General features: G+C 67.7%; 18 protein-coding genes. 9 read left to right on the top strand and 9 right to left on the bottom strand.

The window, feature by feature from the left end:
* Positions 1–30: 30 nt before the first annotated feature.
* A complete protein-coding gene (locus C6P61_RS02815; RefSeq protein WP_105728410.1) occupies positions 31–375 on the top strand; it encodes a copper-binding protein in 345 nt (114 codons plus the stop codon).
* A gap of 56 nt (positions 376–431) precedes the next feature.
* Here the strand turns inward: C6P61_RS02815 and C6P61_RS02810 are convergent, their stop codons facing one another.
* The 4 genes from C6P61_RS02810 to C6P61_RS02795 all read right to left on the bottom strand — a co-directional run bounded on the left by C6P61_RS02810 (position 432) and on the right by C6P61_RS02795 (position 6,944).
* Entirely contained in the window at positions 432–851 is a 420-nt protein-coding gene (locus C6P61_RS02810; RefSeq protein WP_105728409.1) for a group II truncated hemoglobin, read from the bottom strand.
* A gap of 39 nt (positions 852–890) precedes the next feature.
* The gene (locus C6P61_RS02805; RefSeq protein WP_105728408.1) at positions 891–3,422 is read right to left on the bottom strand and encodes an ABC transporter permease; all 2,532 of its coding nucleotides are present in this window, start codon (positions 3,420–3,422) and stop codon (positions 891–893) included.
* A 121-nt stretch (positions 3,423–3,543) separates the two neighbouring features.
* Complete coding sequence (gene lolA / locus C6P61_RS02800; RefSeq protein ID WP_105728485.1) at positions 3,544–4,212, bottom strand: outer membrane lipoprotein periplasmic chaperone LolA; 669 nt, start codon at positions 4,210–4,212, stop codon at positions 3,544–3,546.
* 149 nt (positions 4,213–4,361) lie between these two features.
* Positions 4,362–6,944 (bottom strand): DNA translocase FtsK, encoded by a 2,583-nt coding sequence (locus tag C6P61_RS02795; RefSeq protein WP_105728407.1) that lies wholly within the window; start codon positions 6,942–6,944, stop codon positions 4,362–4,364.
* Positions 6,945–7,040: 96 nt separating this feature from the next.
* Between C6P61_RS02795 and trxB the strand changes: the two genes are divergently transcribed.
* Complete coding sequence (gene trxB / locus C6P61_RS02790; RefSeq protein WP_105728406.1) at positions 7,041–7,988, top strand: thioredoxin-disulfide reductase; 948 nt, start codon at positions 7,041–7,043, stop codon at positions 7,986–7,988.
* A 30-nt stretch (positions 7,989–8,018) separates the two neighbouring features.
* Here trxB and C6P61_RS02785 read toward each other — a convergent pair whose 3' ends face one another.
* Entirely contained in the window at positions 8,019–8,942 is a 924-nt protein-coding gene (locus tag C6P61_RS02785) for a bestrophin family protein (RefSeq protein ID WP_105728405.1), read from the bottom strand.
* A gap of 264 nt (positions 8,943–9,206) precedes the next feature.
* Here C6P61_RS02785 and rpmB point away from each other — a divergent pair, with 264 nt between their 5' ends.
* The 6 genes from rpmB (at position 9,207) to C6P61_RS02755 (ending at position 13,503) form a co-directional block, all read left to right on the top strand.
* Positions 9,207–9,440 (top strand): 50S ribosomal protein L28, encoded by a 234-nt coding sequence (gene rpmB / locus C6P61_RS02780; RefSeq protein ID WP_105728404.1) that lies wholly within the window; start codon positions 9,207–9,209, stop codon positions 9,438–9,440.
* A gap of 19 nt (positions 9,441–9,459) precedes the next feature.
* The gene (gene rpmG / locus C6P61_RS02775) at positions 9,460–9,630 is read left to right on the top strand and encodes a 50S ribosomal protein L33 (RefSeq protein ID WP_105728403.1); all 171 of its coding nucleotides are present in this window, start codon (positions 9,460–9,462) and stop codon (positions 9,628–9,630) included.
* A gap of 214 nt (positions 9,631–9,844) precedes the next feature.
* Positions 9,845–10,108, top strand: a complete 264-nt coding sequence (locus tag C6P61_RS02770) for a hypothetical protein (RefSeq protein ID WP_105728402.1) — start codon at positions 9,845–9,847, stop codon at positions 10,106–10,108.
* Positions 10,089–10,961: an MbnB/TglH/ChrH family RiPP precursor modification enzyme gene (locus C6P61_RS02765; protein WP_105728401.1), complete on the top strand. Its 873-nt coding sequence runs from the start codon at positions 10,089–10,091 to the stop codon at positions 10,959–10,961. The genes C6P61_RS02770 and C6P61_RS02765 overlap by 20 nt, the downstream gene beginning before the upstream one ends.
* A 13-nt stretch (positions 10,962–10,974) precedes the next feature.
* Positions 10,975–11,511: a hypothetical protein gene (locus C6P61_RS02760; RefSeq protein WP_105728400.1), complete on the top strand. Its 537-nt coding sequence runs from the start codon at positions 10,975–10,977 to the stop codon at positions 11,509–11,511.
* 90 nt (positions 11,512–11,601) lie between these two features.
* Positions 11,602–13,503 (top strand): transthyretin-like family protein, encoded by a 1,902-nt coding sequence (locus tag C6P61_RS02755; RefSeq protein WP_105728399.1) that lies wholly within the window; start codon positions 11,602–11,604, stop codon positions 13,501–13,503.
* 1 nt (position 13,504) lies between these two features.
* On the opposite strand, the gene C6P61_RS02750 is transcribed toward C6P61_RS02755, so the two are convergent.
* The 4 genes from C6P61_RS02750 to C6P61_RS02735 form a co-directional block, all read right to left on the bottom strand.
* Positions 13,505–14,272, bottom strand: a complete 768-nt coding sequence (locus tag C6P61_RS02750) for an amino acid ABC transporter ATP-binding protein (protein ID WP_425319730.1) — start codon at positions 14,270–14,272, stop codon at positions 13,505–13,507.
* On the bottom strand, positions 14,265–14,915 hold the full coding sequence (locus tag C6P61_RS02745; protein WP_105728397.1) for an amino acid ABC transporter permease: 651 nt from the start codon (positions 14,913–14,915) through the stop codon (positions 14,265–14,267). The genes C6P61_RS02750 and C6P61_RS02745 overlap by 8 nt, the downstream gene beginning before the upstream one ends.
* 99 nt (positions 14,916–15,014) lie before the next feature.
* Positions 15,015–15,812, bottom strand: coding sequence for an amino acid ABC transporter substrate-binding protein (locus tag C6P61_RS02740; protein ID WP_105728396.1), 798 nt, complete (start codon positions 15,810–15,812; stop codon positions 15,015–15,017).
* Between the two features lie 83 nt (positions 15,813–15,895).
* Positions 15,896–17,239 (bottom strand): RsmB/NOP family class I SAM-dependent RNA methyltransferase, encoded by a 1,344-nt coding sequence (locus C6P61_RS02735; RefSeq protein ID WP_105728395.1) that lies wholly within the window; start codon positions 17,237–17,239, stop codon positions 15,896–15,898.
* Between the two features lie 55 nt (positions 17,240–17,294).
* Here C6P61_RS02735 and C6P61_RS02730 point away from each other — a divergent pair, with 55 nt between their 5' ends.
* Positions 17,295–18,914 carry a peptide chain release factor 3 gene (locus tag C6P61_RS02730; RefSeq protein WP_105728394.1) on the top strand — a complete coding sequence of 540 codons (1,620 nt, stop codon included), beginning with the start codon at positions 17,295–17,297 and terminating at the stop codon, positions 18,912–18,914.
* Positions 18,915–18,944 lie beyond the last annotated feature (30 nt).

The raw sequence follows: 18,944 nt of genomic DNA, 5'->3' as shown, positions 1-18,944 counted from the left end.
TCCAGCCCCGCAAATTCCACCGAGACACCCATGAACCACCAGCAGAAATTCCTGACCATTTCCGCACTCGCGCTGGGCGTGATCTGGCCAGCGTCGGGCTTTGCGCAGGCGAACAGCCTGCCGCCCAGCACGGTTGAAGCCAGGCCGGCCACCGCCTTGAGCGAAGGCGAGATCCGCCGGCTGGACCCGGAGACCGGCAAGCTCACGATCCGCCATGGCGAGATCCGCAACCTGGACATGCCGCCGATGACCATGGTGTTCACGGCAAGGGACAAGTCCCAGTTGGCCGACCTCAAGGTCGGCGATCGGATCCGCTTCGTCGCCAGCAACGAAGGCGGCAAATACCTGGTGAGCGAGATCCAGCCAGCGCAGTGATCACCGCCCTTTGAGCGCGGGCGGATGGCGCGGAGCGATGCCGCGCGGGGACGGGTTCAGGCCCCGGGCTGATTGCGCATCCAGTCGGCGGTCTGGAAAAAGCTCTGTTGCAGGCGCTGGCGCAGCGGCTCGGGCACGCCGGTCTCGGCCATGGCCTGGTCCATGCAGGCCAGCCACTGGTCGCGCTCGACGATGCCGATCTTGAACGGCATGTGCCGCATCTTCAGCCGCGGGTGGCCGAAGCGCTCGACGTAATGCTGCGGCCCGCCCAGCCAGCCGGTCAGGAACCAGGCCAGCTTCTGCCGCGCCTCGTCCAGGCTGGCGCCATGGCTGGCGCGCAGCTCGCGGTAGGCCGGATCGAGCTCCATCAGGTCATAGAAGCGCTCGACCAGGGTCTGGACGGCGCTTTCGCCGCCAATCCAGTCGAAAGGGGTCGCGGGCGGCTGGGCCGCCCCGTTGCTGTTGTCGGTCTGCATGGCGGCGTTTATAACCTGAACCGACTGTTGCTGCGGCGCTCAGTCGCTGGCGCGGCGCAGCGTCTGCGCCACCGGCGTGCGCAGCACGCCGCGCAATCCCCACCAGCCGGCAGCCAGCGCCAGCAAGGCGCCGGCCAGCGCGCCGCCCAGCGGCACCCAGGGCGTCGGATTCCAGGCCAGGTTGAACACCTGGCGCGCCAGCACCCAGCTCACCACCAGCGCCACCAAGGACGCCAGCGTGCCCGCCAGCAGGCCGGCGCCCAGCAGCTCGGCGCGCTGCACCCGGCGCAGCAGGCTGGAGCGGGCCCCAAGCGCGCGCAGGATCGCGAACTCGCGCTCGCGCTCGCCGCGCGTGGCCGCGATCGCCGCAAACAGCACCACCAACCCGGCCAGCAGCGTGAAGCCGAACAGCGCCTCGACGGCACGAATCACCTGGTTCAGCACCTGCTGCAGCTGTACCAGCGTGCGGCTCAGGTCGATCAGCGTGACATTGGGAAAGGCGCGCAGCAGCGCCGAATCGAAACCGGGCTGCTCAGGCGCACGGAAAGCGCTGATATAGCTCAGCGGCGCACCGGGCACCTCAGCGACCGGATAGATCGCGAAGAAGTTGACCCGCATCGAACTCCAGTCGACCTGGCGCAGGCTGGTGATGACCGATTCGCGCGTCATGCCCGCGATGTCGAAGCCGAGCCGGTCGCCGAGCTTGAGCCCCAGGGTCTCGGCCAGACCGCTCTCGAGGCTGATGCCGTCGGCCTCGTTCGGCTGCCAGCGCCCCGCCAGCAACGGGTTGTGTCCGGGCAGCTCGGTGCTGTGCGAGAGGTTGAACTCGCGCTCGACCAGCCGGCTGGCGCGCTCGTCGCGGTAGTCCTGGGCGCTGACCGGGCGGCCGTTGATCGAGACCAGCCGGCCGCGGATCATCGGATACCAGTCGTAGCGCGCGACGCCCTGCTGGCGCAGCTCGCGCTGGAAGGCATCGGCCTGCGCCGGCTGGATGCTGATGACGAAGCGGTCGGGCGCATCGGCCGGCGTGGCGGCGCGCCAGCTCGCGATCAGGTCGGTGCGCAACAGCACCAGCAGCACCAGCGCCAGCAGGCCCACCGACAGCGCGCTGACCTGCACCACCGCATAGCCCGGGCGCGCAGTCCACTGCCGCACCGCCAGCGACAGCCAGGACGGCGTGCCGGTCCGCCCCGGCAGGCGGCGCAGCAGCCGCACGGCCAGCCAGGCCAGCGCCGCGAACAGCAGCAGCGCCAGCGCAAAGCCACCGACCGCAATCAAGCCCAGCTTGAGGTCGCGGCTGGCCAGCAGCAGCAGGCCGGCAAAGCCCAGCGCGCCCAGGCCCAGCACCGCGAGCGAGGCCGGCTTCGGCGCCCCGAGCTCGCGCCGGATCACACGCAGCGGCGGCACCTGGGACAGCTGCAGCACCGGCGGCAAGCCGAACGCCAGCATCAGCGTCAGGCCCACGCCGAGACCGAAGATGGCCGGCCAGGCGCTCGGCGCCGGCAAACTGGTCTGGATCAGCTCGGCCAGCAGCCAGACAAAGCCGTAATGCGCCAGATAACCCAGCAGGACCCCGAGCAGGCCGGCCAGCAGCCCGGCCAGGCCGAAGGCCAGCGCATAGGAGCGTGCCATCAGGCCCTGGGACAGCCCGAGCACGCGCAGCAGCGCACAGTCATCGAGATGGCGCAAGGCATAGAGCCGGGCCGACATCGCGACCGCGACCGCGCTCAGCAGCGCCGCCAGCAGGGCCACCAGGTTGAGGAATTTCTCGGCCCGCTCCAGCGTCTGCTGCATCTCGGGCCGGCCGCTCTCAAGCGACTCAAGCCCGATGCCGCGCAGGCCGTCGCGGGCCAGTCGGGCCTCGACCCAGGCGCGATAGGACTTCACTGACGCCTCGTCGCCCACGAGCGCGAGCCGGTAGCTGATCCGGCTGGCTGGCTGGACCAGGGCAGTCGCGGCCAGATCGGCCTGGTTCATCAGCACCCGCGGTGAAAAACTCATGAAGCCGGCGCCGCGATCGGGCTCCTGCAGCAGCAGGCCCGCGATACGCAGGCTGTGCTCGCCCAGCAGCAGCTCCTGGCCGAGCTGCAGGCCCAGCGTGTCGAGCAGCGCCGGCTCGACCCAGACCGATCCCGGTACAGGCAGCGCCTGCACCGGGCGACCGGGCGTACCGGCCTGATCGGCCAGCAACAACTCGCCGCGCAGCGGATAGCCGGCCGCGACCGCCTTGAGTGCGACCAGGCGGGCCGCGCCACCCAGTTCGTCCGGCGCGCGCGCCATGGTCGGAAAGCTCAGATGCGCCGTGCTCTGCAGGCCGCGCGCCTGCACCTGCTGCAGAAAATCGGCCGGCAAGGGCTGGTCGCTGCGCACCACCAGGTCACCGCCGAGCAGCGCCCCGGCATCGCGCTTGAAGCCGCCCTGCAGCCGGTCGGCAAAGAAACCGACCGCGCTCAGCGCGGCGACCGCGAGCGTGACGGCCAGCAGCAGCAGGGTCAATTCGCCAGCGCGCCAGTCGCGCCAGAGCGAGCGCCAGGCCAGCGCCCAGACAGAAGGAGAAAACTTGCGGATCATGGGCCCAGCTTAGCGCAAGGCGATCGGTCCCACAGGGTGGCGGGTCATGGTGGCGCCGTCAAGGCCGCAATCAAGGCCGGCAATCAGGGCCGGCAGCGCAGACGCTGGCGCCGCCCCAGGCTCACTGGCGCAGCACGTCGGCGCCGGCTGGCGGCTGGAAGGCGAAATGGCCGGGCTTGAAGCCGGACTGGGTATCGAGCGGGCCGAACTGCATCACCGAGCGCTGGCCGAAGCTGTCGAGCATCTCGAGCGTCGCGAGCTGGCCCTGCCGGAAGCCGAGCCGGACCGACTGCAGCTGGCCGTCGCGCGACTTCGGCGTCGCCAACACCCATTGCTGGCCGTCGGCGTCGGGCGCATTGGCCAGCGTGAACAGGGCGGACAGGCCCTTGAGGTCGGACGCGGTCGCGATCAGCGCCGCCGGCGTGTTGCCCAGCACCTCCTGCTGGCGCCTGGCGGTGGCCTGGTTCAGGTCGGCGTCATAGAGCCAGAGGGTCTGGCCGTCGGCGACGATCAGCTGCTCGAACGGCTTGAGGTAGTGGAAGCGAAAGCGGCTCGGCCGCAGGAACTCGAAGCTGCCGCTGCTGGTCTTGCTGCGCGGGGCCGCCTCGCCGTCGCGCCGGGGCGCGCTCACGACCTGGGTGAAGCTGGCGCGGCCCTGGCGGGCCTGGCGCAGGAAGGACTCGAGGTCTGACAGGCCGTCGGCACGCGCCGGCAGAGTCCAGCTCAGGGCAGCGGCCAGCAGGGCCAGCGGAGCCAGGGGACGGGTGAAGCGCAACAGGGATTTGAGCATGAGCATAGGTCTGTGAGCACACACGATACCAGCAGGTTCCGGCCGAGCCGCGACATGAATGTAAAACTGGGTAACACCGGCCAGCTGGCGACCAGCCGGCCCCCCCCTACGACCCGGGCCCGGGCCCGGGCCCGGGCCGGGGGGCAGGATCAGTCGCCGCCGCGCGCCGCGACCAGGATGTCGCGCTGGCCGCTGGTGGTCAGCGCGCTGACCAGGCCGGCCTTCTCCATGTCTTCCAGCAATCGTGCCGAACGGTTGTAGCCGATCTTGAGCTTGCGCTGCACATAGCTGATGCTGGCCTTGCGGTCCTGCAGCACCACCGCAACCGCCTGGTCGTAGAGCGGGTCCTTCTCGCCGTCGCCACCGCCTTCGCCGTCGGCGGCTAAATCGCCACCCTCGCCTTCCGAGCTGCCGCCTTCGAGGATGCCGTCGATGTAGTCGGGCTCGCCGCCCTGCTCCTTGAGGTAGCTCACCACCCGGTGCACCTCGTCATCGCTGACGAAGGCACCATGGACCCGGGTCGGATAGCCGGTGCCGCTGGGCATGTAGAGCATGTCGCCCATGCCGAGCAGCGCCTCGGCCCCCATCTGGTCCAGGATGGTGCGGCTGTCGATCTTGCTGCTGACCTGGAAGCTGATGCGGGTCGGGATGTTGGCCTTGATCAGGCCCGTGATCACGTCCACGCTCGGGCGCTGGGTCGCCAGGATCAGGTGGATGCCGGCGGCGCGCGCCTTCTGTGCCAGCCGTGCGATCAGCTCCTCGATCTTCTTGCCGACCACCATCATCAGGTCAGCCAATTCGTCGATCACGACCACGATGTGCGGCAGCCGCTCAAGCGGCTCGGGTGCCTCGGGCGTCAGGCTGAAGGGATTCGGAATCGACTCGTCGCGTTCGCGCGCCTCGGCGATCTTGGCGTTGTAGCCGGCCAGATTGCGCACGCCGACCTTGCTCAGGAGGCGGTAGCGCTTTTCCATCTCGGCCACGCACCAGTTCAGGCCGTTGGCGGCCTGCTTCATGTCGGTCACGACCGGGCACAGCAGATGCGGGATGCCCTCGTAGACGCTGAGCTCGAGCATCTTGGGGTCGATCAGCATCAGCCGCACATCCTTGGCGTCGGCCTTGTAGAGCAGCGACAGGATCATCGCGTTGATGCCGACCGACTTGCCCGAGCCGGTAGTGCCCGCGACCAGGCAATGCGGCATCTTGGCCAGGTCGGCCACCACCGACTGGCCGGCGATGTCCTTGCCGAGTCCCATCGTCAGCAGGCTCTTGGCGTCCTGGTAGACCGAGGAGCCCAGGATCTCGCTGAGCTTGATGGTCTGGCGCTTGGCATTGGGCAGTTCGAGCGCCATCAGGTTCTTGCCCGGAATGGTCTCGATGACGCGGATCGACACCAGCGACAGCGAACGCGCCAGGTCCTTGGCCAGATTGACCACCTGCGAGCCCTTGACGCCGGTGGCCGGCTCGATCTCGTAGCGCGTGATGACCGGGCCAGGCTGGGCCGCGATGACATGGACCTCGACACCGAAGTCGCCGAGCTTCTTCTCGATCAGGCGGCTGGTCATCTCGAGCGTCTCGTGCGAGACGGTCGAGGACTGGCGCTGCGCCGGATCGAGCAGATCGACCTGGGGCAGGCTGGAATCGGCGGGCTTGTGCGACGGGATGGCCTGCAGATGCTGCGCCTCCTGCGCTGGCTTGGCTGGCTGGCGCTCCTGGGCGGGACGGCTGGCGGGCCTGGGCGGCTCGGCAGACACAGCGTCGAAGCCGGACTGCGCTGCCCCCGGCTCGAGCCGGGCGGCAAGCGGCTCGCGACTCTTTTCCTGGGCCGGCATGCGCGGCACCAGCTGCGCCAGTCGCGCGAGCTTGCCGGGCTTGTCAGCGGGCGCCGACTCGGGCATGAGATCGAGTCCGTCATCCCAGGGCACGGGATCGGGTTCGGGCTCGGTCCTGGCGCGCGGCGCACGCGGCGTGGGCGCTTGAACCTGCGCCTGCGTCTGTGCCTGGTAGGCCGCCTCCTCGCGCTCGCGCTGGCGCGTCGCCTGCTGGCCAATGCGCTGGTCCGCACCGGCGGCGAGCCGCTGGCGCACGCGCAGGAAGCCGCGTTCGAGCCGCTCGCCGACGCCCTCGGCCAGCGTGGCCCAGGAGAAACGGAACACCTGGGATGAAGCCGCCAGCCACAGCGGCAGTCCGAGCAGCACGGAGCCGGTGGCGCCGAACCAGCGCAGGCTCCAGGCCCCGAGCTGGGCGCCGAGCGCACCACCAGCGCCCGCCGGCAGCACCGGATCGAAGCGGTAGAGCCAGGCCCATTCCAGCGCACAACTGGCGCCCATCAGCAGCAGGAAACCGGACCAGGGGCCCAACTGGCGCCAGATACGCTGGGGCCAAGTGACAGCCGACTCGGCTTTCGGAGCGGCGCCACGCAGCGAGACCGCCAGCGCAGCCAGCCAGGCCCGCAGCGCGGCCAGCAGCAGCCACCAAGCCGACAGGCCGAACAGGGTGAAGTTGAGATCGGACAACCAGGCACCAAAGCGGCCGCCCCAGTTGTGGGTCACGCCGAGCGAGCCCGAGGTCGACCAGGCCGGATCGGCCAGGTTGTGGCTCAGCATGGCAATCAGCCAGAACAGCAGTCCGGCCGCCGCCAGCAGCAGGCTCGAATCCTGGACAAAACGGACCAGGCCGCTAGGACCCCGGCCTTCACTGTCGGCGTTGAGGGTATTGAGTGAATATGTCATAAATGCAGGTGCGCAAGCTTAACCGAGCGATCACGATGGCTGGGCAAGGACATGGCCGCTTTTCTACAATAGCGGCTCCTATTAGAGAACACCCAGATGAAACACGCCAAAGTCCTGATCCTCGGCTCCGGCCCGGCCGGCTACACCGCCGCCATCTACGCCGCGCGCGCCAACCTCAACCCGCTGCTGATCACCGGCATGGCCCAGGGCGGCCAGCTCATGACCACCACCGAAGTCGACAACTGGCCGGCCGACGTCATGGGCGTGCAGGGCCCCGAGTTGATGCAGCGCTTCTTGCAGCACGCCGAGCGCTTCAACACCGAAATGGTGTTCGACCACATCAACGCGGTCGACCTGTCCAAGCGCCCGTTCGTGCTGACCGGCGACTCGGGCCAGTACAGCTGCGACAGCCTGATCCTGGCGACCGGCGCCTCGGCACGCTACCTGGGCCTGCCGAGCGAGGAAGCCTTCATGGGCCGTGGCGTCAGCGCCTGCGCCACCTGCGACGGCTTCTTCTACCGCGGCCAGGATGTCTGCGTCGTCGGCGGCGGCAACACCGCGGTCGAGGAAGCGCTCTACCTGTCCAACATCGCGCGCAAGGTCACGCTGGTGCACCGGCGCGACACGTTCAAGGCTGAAGCCATCATGATCGACAAGCTGATGGACAAGGTCAAGAACGGCAACATCGAGCTCAAGCTGCACAGCGTGCTCGACGAAGTGCTGGGCGACGCCTCGGGCGTGACCGGCGTGCGACTCAAGAACGTCCAGAGCGGCGCCACCGAGGAGCTGGCCTTGATGGGCTGCTTCATCGCGATCGGCCACAGCCCCAACACCGCCATCTTCGAAGGCCAACTCGAGATGAAGGACGGCTACCTGCGCACCCACGGCGGCCAGGACGGCTTCGCGACCCAGACCAGCGTGCCGGGCGTGTTCGCCGCCGGCGACGTGCAGGACCATATCTACCGCCAAGCCATCACCAGCGCCGGCACCGGCTGCATGGCGGCACTCGACGCGCAGCGCTTCCTGGAACAACACGCCGGCTAAATCCAAGCCCGGCAGGCAGCGCGGGCTGCCTCAGGTCAACACATGGTCCTCGGTCGGCTGGTGCGGCTGGGGCAGCGGCGCGATGTCGTCGAGCTCGAGCAGGCTGCGCTCGATCGTGATGCAGATCGCATCGAGCGCCAGGTCGTTGGGCTCGGTGCCGAACGGCTCCTCGAGCTCGCTGGCGATCGCATCGAGCGCCATGAAGGCGTAGGAGATGAAGACCGAGATCAGCGGGGTCAGCACCCCGACCGAATCGAGCAGGCTGAACGGCAGCAGCGTGCAGTAGACATAGACCGTCCGATGCAGCAGCACGCTGTAGGCATAGGGAATCGGGGTGCTGGCCAGCCGCTCGCAGCCGCCGTGATAGGCCGTCAACTCGTTGAGGTTGGCATCCATCGCCTGCCAGCGGATATCCGACAGATGACCCGAGGCATGTTGCGCCTGCAGCCACAGCCCCATCTCGCGCAGCAGCAGCACACAGGGGTAGCTGGCCTGATCCAGGCGCTGGACCAGTGCCGGTGGCAGCAGCCGGGCCAGGTCGGCCTGGGCCGGCGTATGGCGCAACTGGTGCTTGAGCTGGTAGGCGAAGGCGATCAGCAGCGCCGCGAACTCGCGCACGGCCGGATCGTCGGGCCGGCGCCCGGTCAGGGTCTGGGCCTGGCGCAGCAGCGAGCGCGCCGTCACCAGCAGCATGCCCCAGAGCTTGCGCGCCTCCCAGAACCGGTCATAGCTGACGCTGTTGCGAAAACCTAGGAAGATCGCCAGCGCGATGCCGATCAGGCTGAACGGCGCCGTCGACATGTGCAGGCCCCAGGCCGCGAACTGCGACATGCCCAGCACCGCCAGCACGGCCATGGCGAAGTTCAGCAGCAGCCGGAACAGGATCTGGTGCAGCACCGAACCATGCCAGACGAAGATGAGACGCAGCCAATGCTGCTTGGGACGAACAATCATGGGGTCACGCGCGTCGGGTAAAGCCCGATGTTAGCGGAGCCCAACCGATCGAAACAAGGGCCTGTTCCCAGCTCCCGACGCGATGGGTATAATGCTCGGTTTGCTGGATCTATCCGCTGGCTTGCCAGTGCATCGGTCCGGTAAAAATTCACCGCCCGCGAGCCGGAGCCGTCCACACAACACCAGATGAAGTGGCAGGCGGCACAACACAGGACACGGGCGAGGTGCGGCGTCAGCCGTTAATTTTTTCACTGGAGTGTCCTCATGGCACGCGTCTGCGAAATCACGGGCAAGAAGCCCATGGTCGGGAACAACGTTTCCCACGCCAACAACAAAACCAAGCGCCGGTTCCTGCCGAACCTGCAATCCCGTCGTTTCTGGGTCGAGAGCGAGAACCGTTGGGTTCGCCTGCGCGTCTCCGGCGCTGCCCTGCGCCTGATCGACAAGAACGGTATCGATGCTGTGCTCGCCGACCTGCGCGCACGTGGCCAAGCCTAATCACTGAAGGAGCTGAACCATGGCAACCAAAGGCGGACGCGAAAAGATCAAGCTGGAATCCACAGCCGGCACTGGTCACTTCTACACCACGGACAAGAACAAAAAGACCACTCCTGAAAAGTTGCTGATCAAGAAGTTCGACCCCAAGGCTCGCAAGCATGTCGACTACAAGGAAATCAAGCTGAAGTAATTCAGCCCCTTGTCTGAAAAGAACCGCTGGTATCCCCGGCGGTTTTTTTTCGTCCCTGGGCGGCACAGGGTTCGATCCGGCCACCTCCCACGACAACCCAATAGATAAAAAGAAAAATTGACACTCCGGATTGAATGAACCTAGACTGGATCGGTCACTCCCACTGCGGGATGATGACTTCGATAGCCATTCACAACATCAGGGGGATCAATCCATGTCGGAACTCGAGAAAGCTGAAACGATCAGCGCGTCCCAGCTCGGCGCTGGCAAACTGCGTCCGGGCACCTTGCAGCTCACGGTCAACCCGTCGGTCACGCGCGCGTCGCTGCACGACATCGTCGACGCGATCATCCACCTGCATGGCTGCGCACCCTGCGGCCTCGGTGGGCTCGACATCCTGATCCGCCAGCAGGACCCCCGCCTGGCCGAAGCCTTCAAAAAGATACCGGCCGTGGCCGATGTCAGCTTCCACCAGTAAACGAGCGGGCCCAGGCCCGCGGGTCGGCATCGGGACCAGCTATGAAGCGCTCGATCCGACCTTCATCGAGGCCCTGCTGCCCAGGCTCGATTTCGTCGAGGTGATACCCGACACGCTGGCCGTCAGGGAGGGCCGGCGCAGCAAGATCCCGGCCCAGACCCTGCGCCAGCTCGAGCTGATCGCCGCCCAGGCGACCGTGATCGTGCACGGTGTCGGACTCTCGATCGGCTCGGCCGATAGCTGGAACGATGACTATTTCCGGCTGCTGGACCAGATCCTGGAGGTCGTTCCGGTCGCCTGGCACAGCGAACACCTGGCCTTTACCCATGTCGACGGTCATTTCACCGGCACCATGCTGGCCTTGCCACGCACCCAGCAAGCGCTGGACCTGGTGGCCGAACGCACGCGGCACCTGCTGGCGCGCTACCCGCTGCCCTTCCTGCTCGAGAACACCGTCAACCTGCTGCCCGATCCGCCCGCCGAGTTCAGCGAAGCAGCGTTCCTGAACCGGCTCGCGCATGACAGCGGCTGCGGCCTGCTGCTCGACCTCTACAACCTCGAGTGCAACGCGCACAACCAGGGCTGGGCGGCGGCTGATTTCCTGGCCGAACTCGACCTCGCCCCGGTGCGCGAACTCCATCTGGCCGGCGGCACCGAGCATCGCGGGCTGATGCTCGACATCCACTCGCGGCTCACGCGCGACAGCACGCGCCAGCTGCTGCCCGAGGTGCTGGCGCGCGCGCCCGCGGTCGAGGCCGTCATCTACGAAGTCATGCCCGAGGCGCTGCCGGTGCTCGGGCATCAGGCCTGGGCCGACGAAGTCGAACGGCTCGACCAGCTGATGGCCGCCTGAACCGAGCCACGCCATGGACCTGCAGAGCTACCAACGCAGCCTGCGCCGGCTCGTGATCGGCGGCACTGCCACGCCTGACGACCCGCCCTACGCCCAGGGCCTGACGGGATCGACCGGGCTGGCGGTCGTGCGCGAGGTGATCGGCTTCTGGCGCGCCCATGCGCTGGAGCGCTATTGCGTGCTGAGCGCGGGCTGGCTCAAGCGCCAGGGCCGGTTCGAGCACGAGATCAGCCGCTTCATCGCGAGCGGCGAGTTCTCGCCCGATGTCGCCGAGGCCGGCCAGCAGTTCATGCGCCAGCTCAGCCGCGACAGCGACCCGCTGCTGCAGGCGCTGGCCCGCTTCGAGATCGCGCTGCACGAAACCCGAACCGATCCCGGCCAATACCGGAGCGTGGACTGGCCCTGCGACCCGGAGCCGATCCTGGCCGCCATCCTCGACGGCCACGAGCCCGAAATCACTGGCCAACCCGGCCCGCACCGGGTCACGGTCAGCCGCGCGCTGCCGGGAGGCTATGCCTGCACAGCGCTGCCAGAGCCAGGCTCCGGCTGAATGACACCACGAGCAGCAGAAGCCAGACCCCAAGCGGGGACCTGGCCACCACCCGCCCGCCAGGGCAATCGACAACAGGGAGAGAAAACCATGAACTATCTTTTCAAGGGCCGCCTGAGCGGCCTGATCTGTCCGGAATGCCCGGAAGCGCTGTCCGGCGTGCTGGTGCGCCTGTACCGGCCGGAACGGAGCGACGTCACGGCGCAGGCGGTCGCACCCGCCAAGGACAGCTTCGCGATCCTGTCCGAGCCGGCAGTCACGGCCAAGGCCGGGCGCCTGCTGGCCGAGGTCAGGACCGATGCGAAGGGCGACTTCGTCTTCGAGCTCGGCGAGCGGCAGAAATATGCCGGCGAGGCGTTCGAGCTCGACCTGCGCTGTGAAACGGTGCGCGGCGCCGCGGCCGGGGCCAGCCCGCTGCAATGCACGCTGACGACGCTGCAGCCGCTGTGGCGCCAGACCGACAACGGCCTGGTCGCGGCCTGGGAATACGGCATTCCGCAGCGCCACTGGTGCGCGGTGCGCGCGCGCTTCGACGCCTGGGCCATCTGCGGCCAGGTCACGGTCTGCGACCGCAAGGACCCGGTGATGGGGGTGCGCGTGCTGGCCTTCGACGCCGACTGGATACAGGACGACCCGCTCGGCAGCGGCATGACCGATTCGGACGGACATTTCAGGATCGACTACAGCGGCGCCAGCTTCCGGCGCACCCCGTTCTCGCCCTCGATCAATCTGGAATGGAGCGGCGGCCCGGACCTCTACTTCCGCATCGAGGCCGCTGACGGCACGCCGCTGCTGATCGAGGCCAGGGCGCAGGCGCGCACGCCGGCACGCGAGAACATCGGGCATTGCCACTGCGTCAAGCTCTGCATCAAGGAGGCCCCGCATCCGCAGCATCCGCCGACCCAGCCGCTGTTCACCAATGTCGGCCAGTACCATGTCGACTCGTCCTACGGCGACTTCACCACCGAGGGCCTGACGACGGCCACGATCAGCGACGCCAGCTACGCCTTCACCGGCAACATCCCGCTGATCGGCATCCTGCCCGACGGCAGCTCGAGCCAGGCGGTCGAGTACCGGTTCCGGGTCGCCGAATACGACAGCACCGGCACCACGCTGGGCGCCACCGTCGACGTGACGGCAGGCCTGGTGCAGCCGACCCTGATCGGCAAGCTTGAATACTGGGGCTGGAGCACGCTGCACAGTGCCTGGACGATCCGGGCCGCCGACTACTGGGTCAACCACCCCGGTGCGACCCTCAGCATCCCCCAGCCCTCGGGCCCGGCCTTGTCGGTCAGCATCAACCAGGACATCGACGCCCAGGGCTGGATCAAGGTCCCGCGCGAGGACAACCTGATTCCGGGCGGACGCGGGCGCTTCATTCCGCTCGGCAATCTGGCCGTGTTGAAAACCGCTGAACTGACCCACGAGGCCCATGACCTGACCTTGCCCGCGCCCGGCCTGGCAGCCGGCCAGGGCTTGCCGGCGCCAGCCAAGTCGCGCGCCCATGCCTTCAAGCTCTGGTTCGAGGCGCGCGATGCCGTCAGCCTGGCGCCGCTGCCCGACAGCAACGCGCTCGACAAGATCGTGTTCAGCAACACCGAATACCGCTACCAGCGCCACCCGTCATGGGCCGGCAGCATCGTCAACAGCAGCGCGGTGGTGTCGCTAGACATCGCGGAGCTGGTCGGACCCGGTGCGGCGGGCTGCGGCAAGCTCGACACCGAGCTGCACGCGCTCTACACGGTCTACCACCCCTTCGTCGGCAACGCCCGGGTCTATTTCGAGGGCAACCCGCCGCTGCCGGCCGCCACGGCGCTGAGCCTGGTGGCGGGCGAGGCGGTCTCGCCAGCGGGCGGGCTGCTGATCGACATCTCGGCGCAGGCGCCCTGCGCCTATGTGCTGTGGCTGGAAGCGACGCTGAACCTGACCTCGGGCTGGGGCCGCATTGCCCACGCCACGACCTGGGATCACATCGCCTTCTGCAAGGGCTGACTCAGAGCAGGTTGGCCAGGAAGGCGCGGGTGCGCGGCTGCTGCGGGGCCCCGAACAGCTGCTGCGGCGTACCCGCCTCGACCACCTGGCCACCGTCCATGAAGACCACGCGGCTGGCCACCTCACGGGCAAAGCCCATCTCGTGCGTAACCACCACCATGGTCATGTGCTCCTCAGCCAGCGCGCGCATGGTGCGCAGCACCTCGCCGGTCAGCTCGGGGTCGAGCGCCGAGGTCGGCTCGTCGAACAGCAGGATGTCAGGCTGCATCGCCAGCGCGCGCGCGATCGCGACCCGCTGCTTCTGCCCGCCCGACAGGCGCGACGGGTAGCTGTCGCGCTTGTCGAACAGGCCGACCTTGCGCAGCAGCTCCTCGGCCAGCGGCAGCATGGCGTCGCGGCTCAGGCCCTTGACCGTGACGGGCGCCTCGATCAGGTTCTGCAGCACGGTCAGGTGCGGGAACAGGTTGAAATGCTGGAACACCATGCCCATGCGGCCGCAGAGCTGGCGGATCTCGGCGTCGGGCTGGTAATGGCAATGGCCATGCGCATCGGTCGAGACCAGCGGGCGGCCCTGGATCTCGATCGCGCCGCACTCGATGGTTTCGAGATGGATCAGGCAGCGCAGCAAGGTGCTCTTGCCCGAGCCCGAAGGACCGATCACGGCCACCACCTCGCCACGGGCGACCTCGAACGAGACCCCGCGCAGCACGATCAATTCGCCAAAGCGCTTGTGCAGGTCGATGGCACGGATCATGGGATGCTCAGTCATAGACGGCGACTTTCTTTTCCATGCGCTGGAAGGCCCAGGTCAGCACCAGCGTCATCAACAGGTAGAAGGCAGCGGCGACCACGAACGGCGAAGTGGTGAAATCACGCTGCACGATGCCGCGCGCCGCGCGCAACAGGTCGTTCATGGCCAGCACATAGATCAGCGAGGTGTCCTTGATCAGGGTGATGGTCTCGTTGCTCATCGGCGGCAGGATGCGCTTGACCATCTGCGGCAGGACGATGCGACGCATGGTCTGGACATAGGACAGCCCCAGCACCTTGGAGGCCTCGTACTGGCCACGGTCGACCGACTGGATGCCGGCGCGGAAGATCTCGGCGAAATAGGCCGCGTAGTTGAGCGTGAAGGCCAGGATAGCGGCCGGGAAGTCCGGCAGCCGGATGCCGATCACCGGCACGAACGGCAGCGCGAAATAGATGAACAGCATCTGCAGCATCAGCGGCGTGCCGCGCATCAACCAGACATAGCCGCTGACCAGCCGACCGAGCCAGGCGCGGCGCGACAGGCGCAACAGCGCCAGCCCCAGGCCGAGCGGCACCGCCAGCAGCATGGTCAGCAGGAACACCTGCAAGGTGACCAGAGTGCCCTGCAGCAGGGGCGAAAGAATGTCGAGCAAATAGGACATCGAAACAAGGCCCTCGAAATGAAAATCCGGCCTCGCCAAACCCGGTGCGGGCTGGCCTGAGGCCGGACAGGTCGGCTTGGGCCCCGGGGGCCAGCCGCATTACTTCTTGACGATGTCCTTGCCGAACCACTGGGTCGAGATGGTCGCGGCAGTGCCGTCGGCCTTCATCGCATCCATGGCGCCTTGCAGCTTGGCCATCAGCTCGGTGTCGTCCTTGCGGGTGCCGACGCCATAGTCCTCGGTGCCGAAGTTCTCGTCCAGCACGCGGTACTCGCCCGGCTTCTTGGCAGTGTAGTAGCGACCCACGACCTCGTCGACGACCAGCGCGTCGAGACGACCGGTCGACAGGTCCATCAGCGCGGTGACGTTGTCGCCGAACTTCTTGATTTCCTTGATCGACTTGGCGGTATCGCCATCCTTCTGGATCGCGTCGACCGCGCTGCTGCCGTCCTGCACGCCGACCACCTTGCCGGCCAGCTGGGCCTTGGTCGTGATGGCCGACTTGTCGGTCACGACGATGATCTGGCGGTTCTCCAGGTAAGGCGTGGTGAACAGGATGTTGGCCTTGCGCTCTTCGGTGATGGTCAGGCCGTTCCAGAGCACGTCGACGCGCTTGCCATTGAGCTCGGCTTCCTTGGCGCTCCAGTCGATCGGCTTGAAGCTGACTTCGAGGCCGCTGCGCTTGCCGGCTTCACGGGCCAGGTCGATGTCGAAGCCGACCAGCTCGCCCTTGTCATCACGGAAACCCATGGGCGGGAAGTTGTCATCCAGGCCGATCACGATCGCCTGCGCCGCGGCAGGTGCTGCCGCCGCGGGAGCCTCGGGCTTCTTGCCACAGGCGGTGAGCAGAGTGGCTGCGGCCAGCGTGGCGAGCAGCATCGAAACGGTTTTCTTCATGGGGCGTCCTGTCAGGATTGATATGAGTGCGGCGACTGGCCGACGGCAATCTTCAATTTTAACGATTCACGCAGACACAGGCTTCAAGCCTTGCGCTGCCAGACCGCAGCGAAGAAGCCGTCGCTGGCGTGCAGGTGCGGCCACAGGCGCAGATAGTCGCCACGCACCAGACGGTCGGCCGACTCAACACCGGCGCGCTGCAGCAATTCCCCGGCCGGCAGGGCGACGAAATCGCGCTGCGCGGCCGAGAAGGCCGCGGCGACTGCCTCGTTTTCCTGCGGCAGCAGGCTGCAGGTCGCATAGACCAGGCGACCGCCCGGCTTGACCAGGCGCGCGGCGCTCTCGAGGATGCGCGCCTGCAGCGCGGCGAGCTCGGCGATGCCGGCCTCGCTCTGCCGCCACTTGAGGTCGGGACTGCGCCGCAGCGTGCCCAGCCCCGAACAGGGCGCATCGACCAGCACCCGGTCGGCCTTGCCGACCAGGCGGTCCAGCCGCGCGTCGCGCTCGTGGGCGATCGCCATCGGGTGCACATTGCTCAGGCCGCTGCGCTGCAGGCGCGGCTGCAGCGCCTCGAGCCGGTGCGCCGAGTTGTCGAAGGCATAGAGCCGGCCTGTGTTGCGCATCGCAGCACCCAGCGCCAGCGTCTTGCCGCCGGCACCGGCGCAGAAATCGATCACCAGTTCGTGGCGCTTGGCATCGAGCAGCAGCGCGAGCAGCTGCGAGCCCTCGTCCTGCACCTCGATGCTGCCATCCAGGTAGCAGGGCAGCTTCTGCAGCGCCGGCTTGGTGGCCAGGCGCAGGCCCCAGGGCGAATAAGGCGTGGGCACCGACGCGATGCCGGCGTCTTGCAGCTGCTGCTCGACGGCGGCGCGCTTGGCCTTCAGCGGGTTGACGCGCAGATCCAGCGGCGCGCTCTCCTTGAGCGCGGCCACCAGCGCGTCGAAGCCGTCGCCGAGCTCGGCCTGCAGCGCAGCGGCCAGCCAGTCGGGCAGGCCATGGCGGCAGGCCGCGGGCTGGTCGGCCGGCGGACTGGCTTCGAGTGCGCGGCAGGCATCGAGCCAGACCAGTTCCTCGGCGGTCGCGGCCTGGGCCAGGAATTCGGTCTGCTGGCGCAAGGCCAGCAGCGCCAGCGCACGCGCCTTGGCCGACGGCGCCGGTGCGGGCTTGGCGCCCTTGGCCGGTCGGGGCGCCTTGTGGCCGGCCGACGGCAGGGCCTTCGGGGCCGGCAGCTTCTTGAGCAGCCATTCGAGCAAGGGCTTCTCGCGCAGCAGCGCGTAGACGGCGTCAGCCAGCAACGGGCGCTCGCGCGAACCCAGGCTGCGCTGCTCGCGGCAATACTGGCTCACGGTCGCGTCGGCGGGATGGGCAAAGGTCAGGGTCTGCGCGATCAGTTCCGCGCAATGGTCAATCAAGGCTTTCGGGTGCATGGCGGGATTGTCGTTGATGGACCGCAACAACGGGGGTCGGGGATAATCCGGCTCCATGTCTGACATCGTCTCTGAAGTGCGCCGCCGCCGCACATTTGCCATCATCTCCCACCCCGACGCGGGCAAGACCACGCTGACCGAGAAGCTGCTGCTGTTCTCGGGCGCGATCAACATCGCCGGCTCGGTCAAGGCGCGCAAGGCCGCGCGCCACGCCACCTCCGACTGGATGGAGATCGAGAAGCAGCGCGGCATCTCGGTCGCCTCGTCGGTGATGCAGATGGAATACCGCGACTGCGTGATCAACCTGCTCGATACCCCGGGCCACCAGGACTTCTCGGAAGATACCTACCGCGTGCTGACCGCGGTCGACGCCGCGCTGATGGTGATCGACGCGGCCAACGGCGTCGAGCCGCAGACCCGCCGTCTGCTGCAGGTCTGCCGTGCGCGCAACACGCCGATCATCACCTTCGTCAACAAGATGGACCGCGAAGTGCAGTCGCCGCTCGACGTGATGGACGAGATCGAGCGCGAGCTCGGCATGACGGTGGTGCCCTTCACCTGGCCGGTCGGCATGGGCAAGCTGTTCCACGGCGTGTTCGACCGCCGCACCGACCAGATGCGCGTCTACGCGGCCGGCGAAGACCGCGCCGGCGGCGACGAGGAAGTGCTGGTCGGACTCGACAACCCGGTCTCGGCCGAGCGCTTCGGGCTTGAATGGAGCCAGGCCAAGGACGAGCTCGAGCTGGTCGAGGGCGCTTCGCAGGCCTTCGACGAGCAGGCCTTCCTGGCCGGCAAGCAGACCCCGATGCTGTTCGGCTCGGCGATCAACAACTTCGGCGTGCGCGAGGTGCTCGACGCGCTGGTCGACCTGGCACCGCCGCCCGGCTCCAAGCCGGCACTGCAGCGCGTGGTCGAACCGACCGAACCCAAGTTCAGCGGCGTGGTGTTCAAGATCCAGGCCAACATGGACCCGGCGCACCGCGACCGCATCGCCTTCGTGCGCGTGGCCAGCGGCCATTTCACGCGCGGCATGAAGCTGAAGGTCGTGCGCTCAGGCAAGGAACTGCGCCCCAACACCGTGGTGAGCTTCCTGAGCCAGCGGCGCGAGCTGCTCGACGAGGCCTATGCCGGCGACATCATCGGTATCCCGAACCATGGCGTGCTGCAACTCGGCGACACGCTGACCGAGGGCGAGGCACTGCAGTTCACCGGCCTGCCCTTCTTCGCGCCGGAAATCATCCGCAGCGTCGAGGTGGCCGACCCGCTGCGCGGCAAGCAGCTGAAAGCGGGCCTGACCCAGCTTGGCGAGGAAGGCGCGATCCAGGTGTTCCGTCCGATGGCCGGCTCGATCCTGATGCTGGGCGCGGTCGGCCAGCTGCAGTTCGAGGTGGTGCAGCACCGGCTGGAGGCCGAATACGGCGTCAAGGCGCGCATCACGCACAGCCCGTATCAGGTCGCGCGCTGGGTCACCTGCCCGCCCGAGAACGGCGGCGAGGTCGAGCTCAAGCGCTTCATCGACGCCAATATCCACCGCATGGCCTGGGATGCGGTCGACGCACCGACCATCCTGGTCGACCATGGCGCCACGCTGCGCGCGGTCGAGGCCAACTGGCCCAAGATCCAGTTCCACGCCATGCGCGAGCACGCCGGACTGGTGTTCCACAAGGCGATGTGACGCCACAGGGCGCCCGGTTGTTGCAATCTG

Source organism: Malikia spinosa (assembly GCF_002980625.1).
GTDB lineage: Bacteria > Pseudomonadota > Gammaproteobacteria > Burkholderiales > Burkholderiaceae_C > Malikia > Malikia spinosa.
Note: the sequence above shows the minus strand (reverse complement) of the source record. Positions and strands in the feature narration are given on the sequence as shown.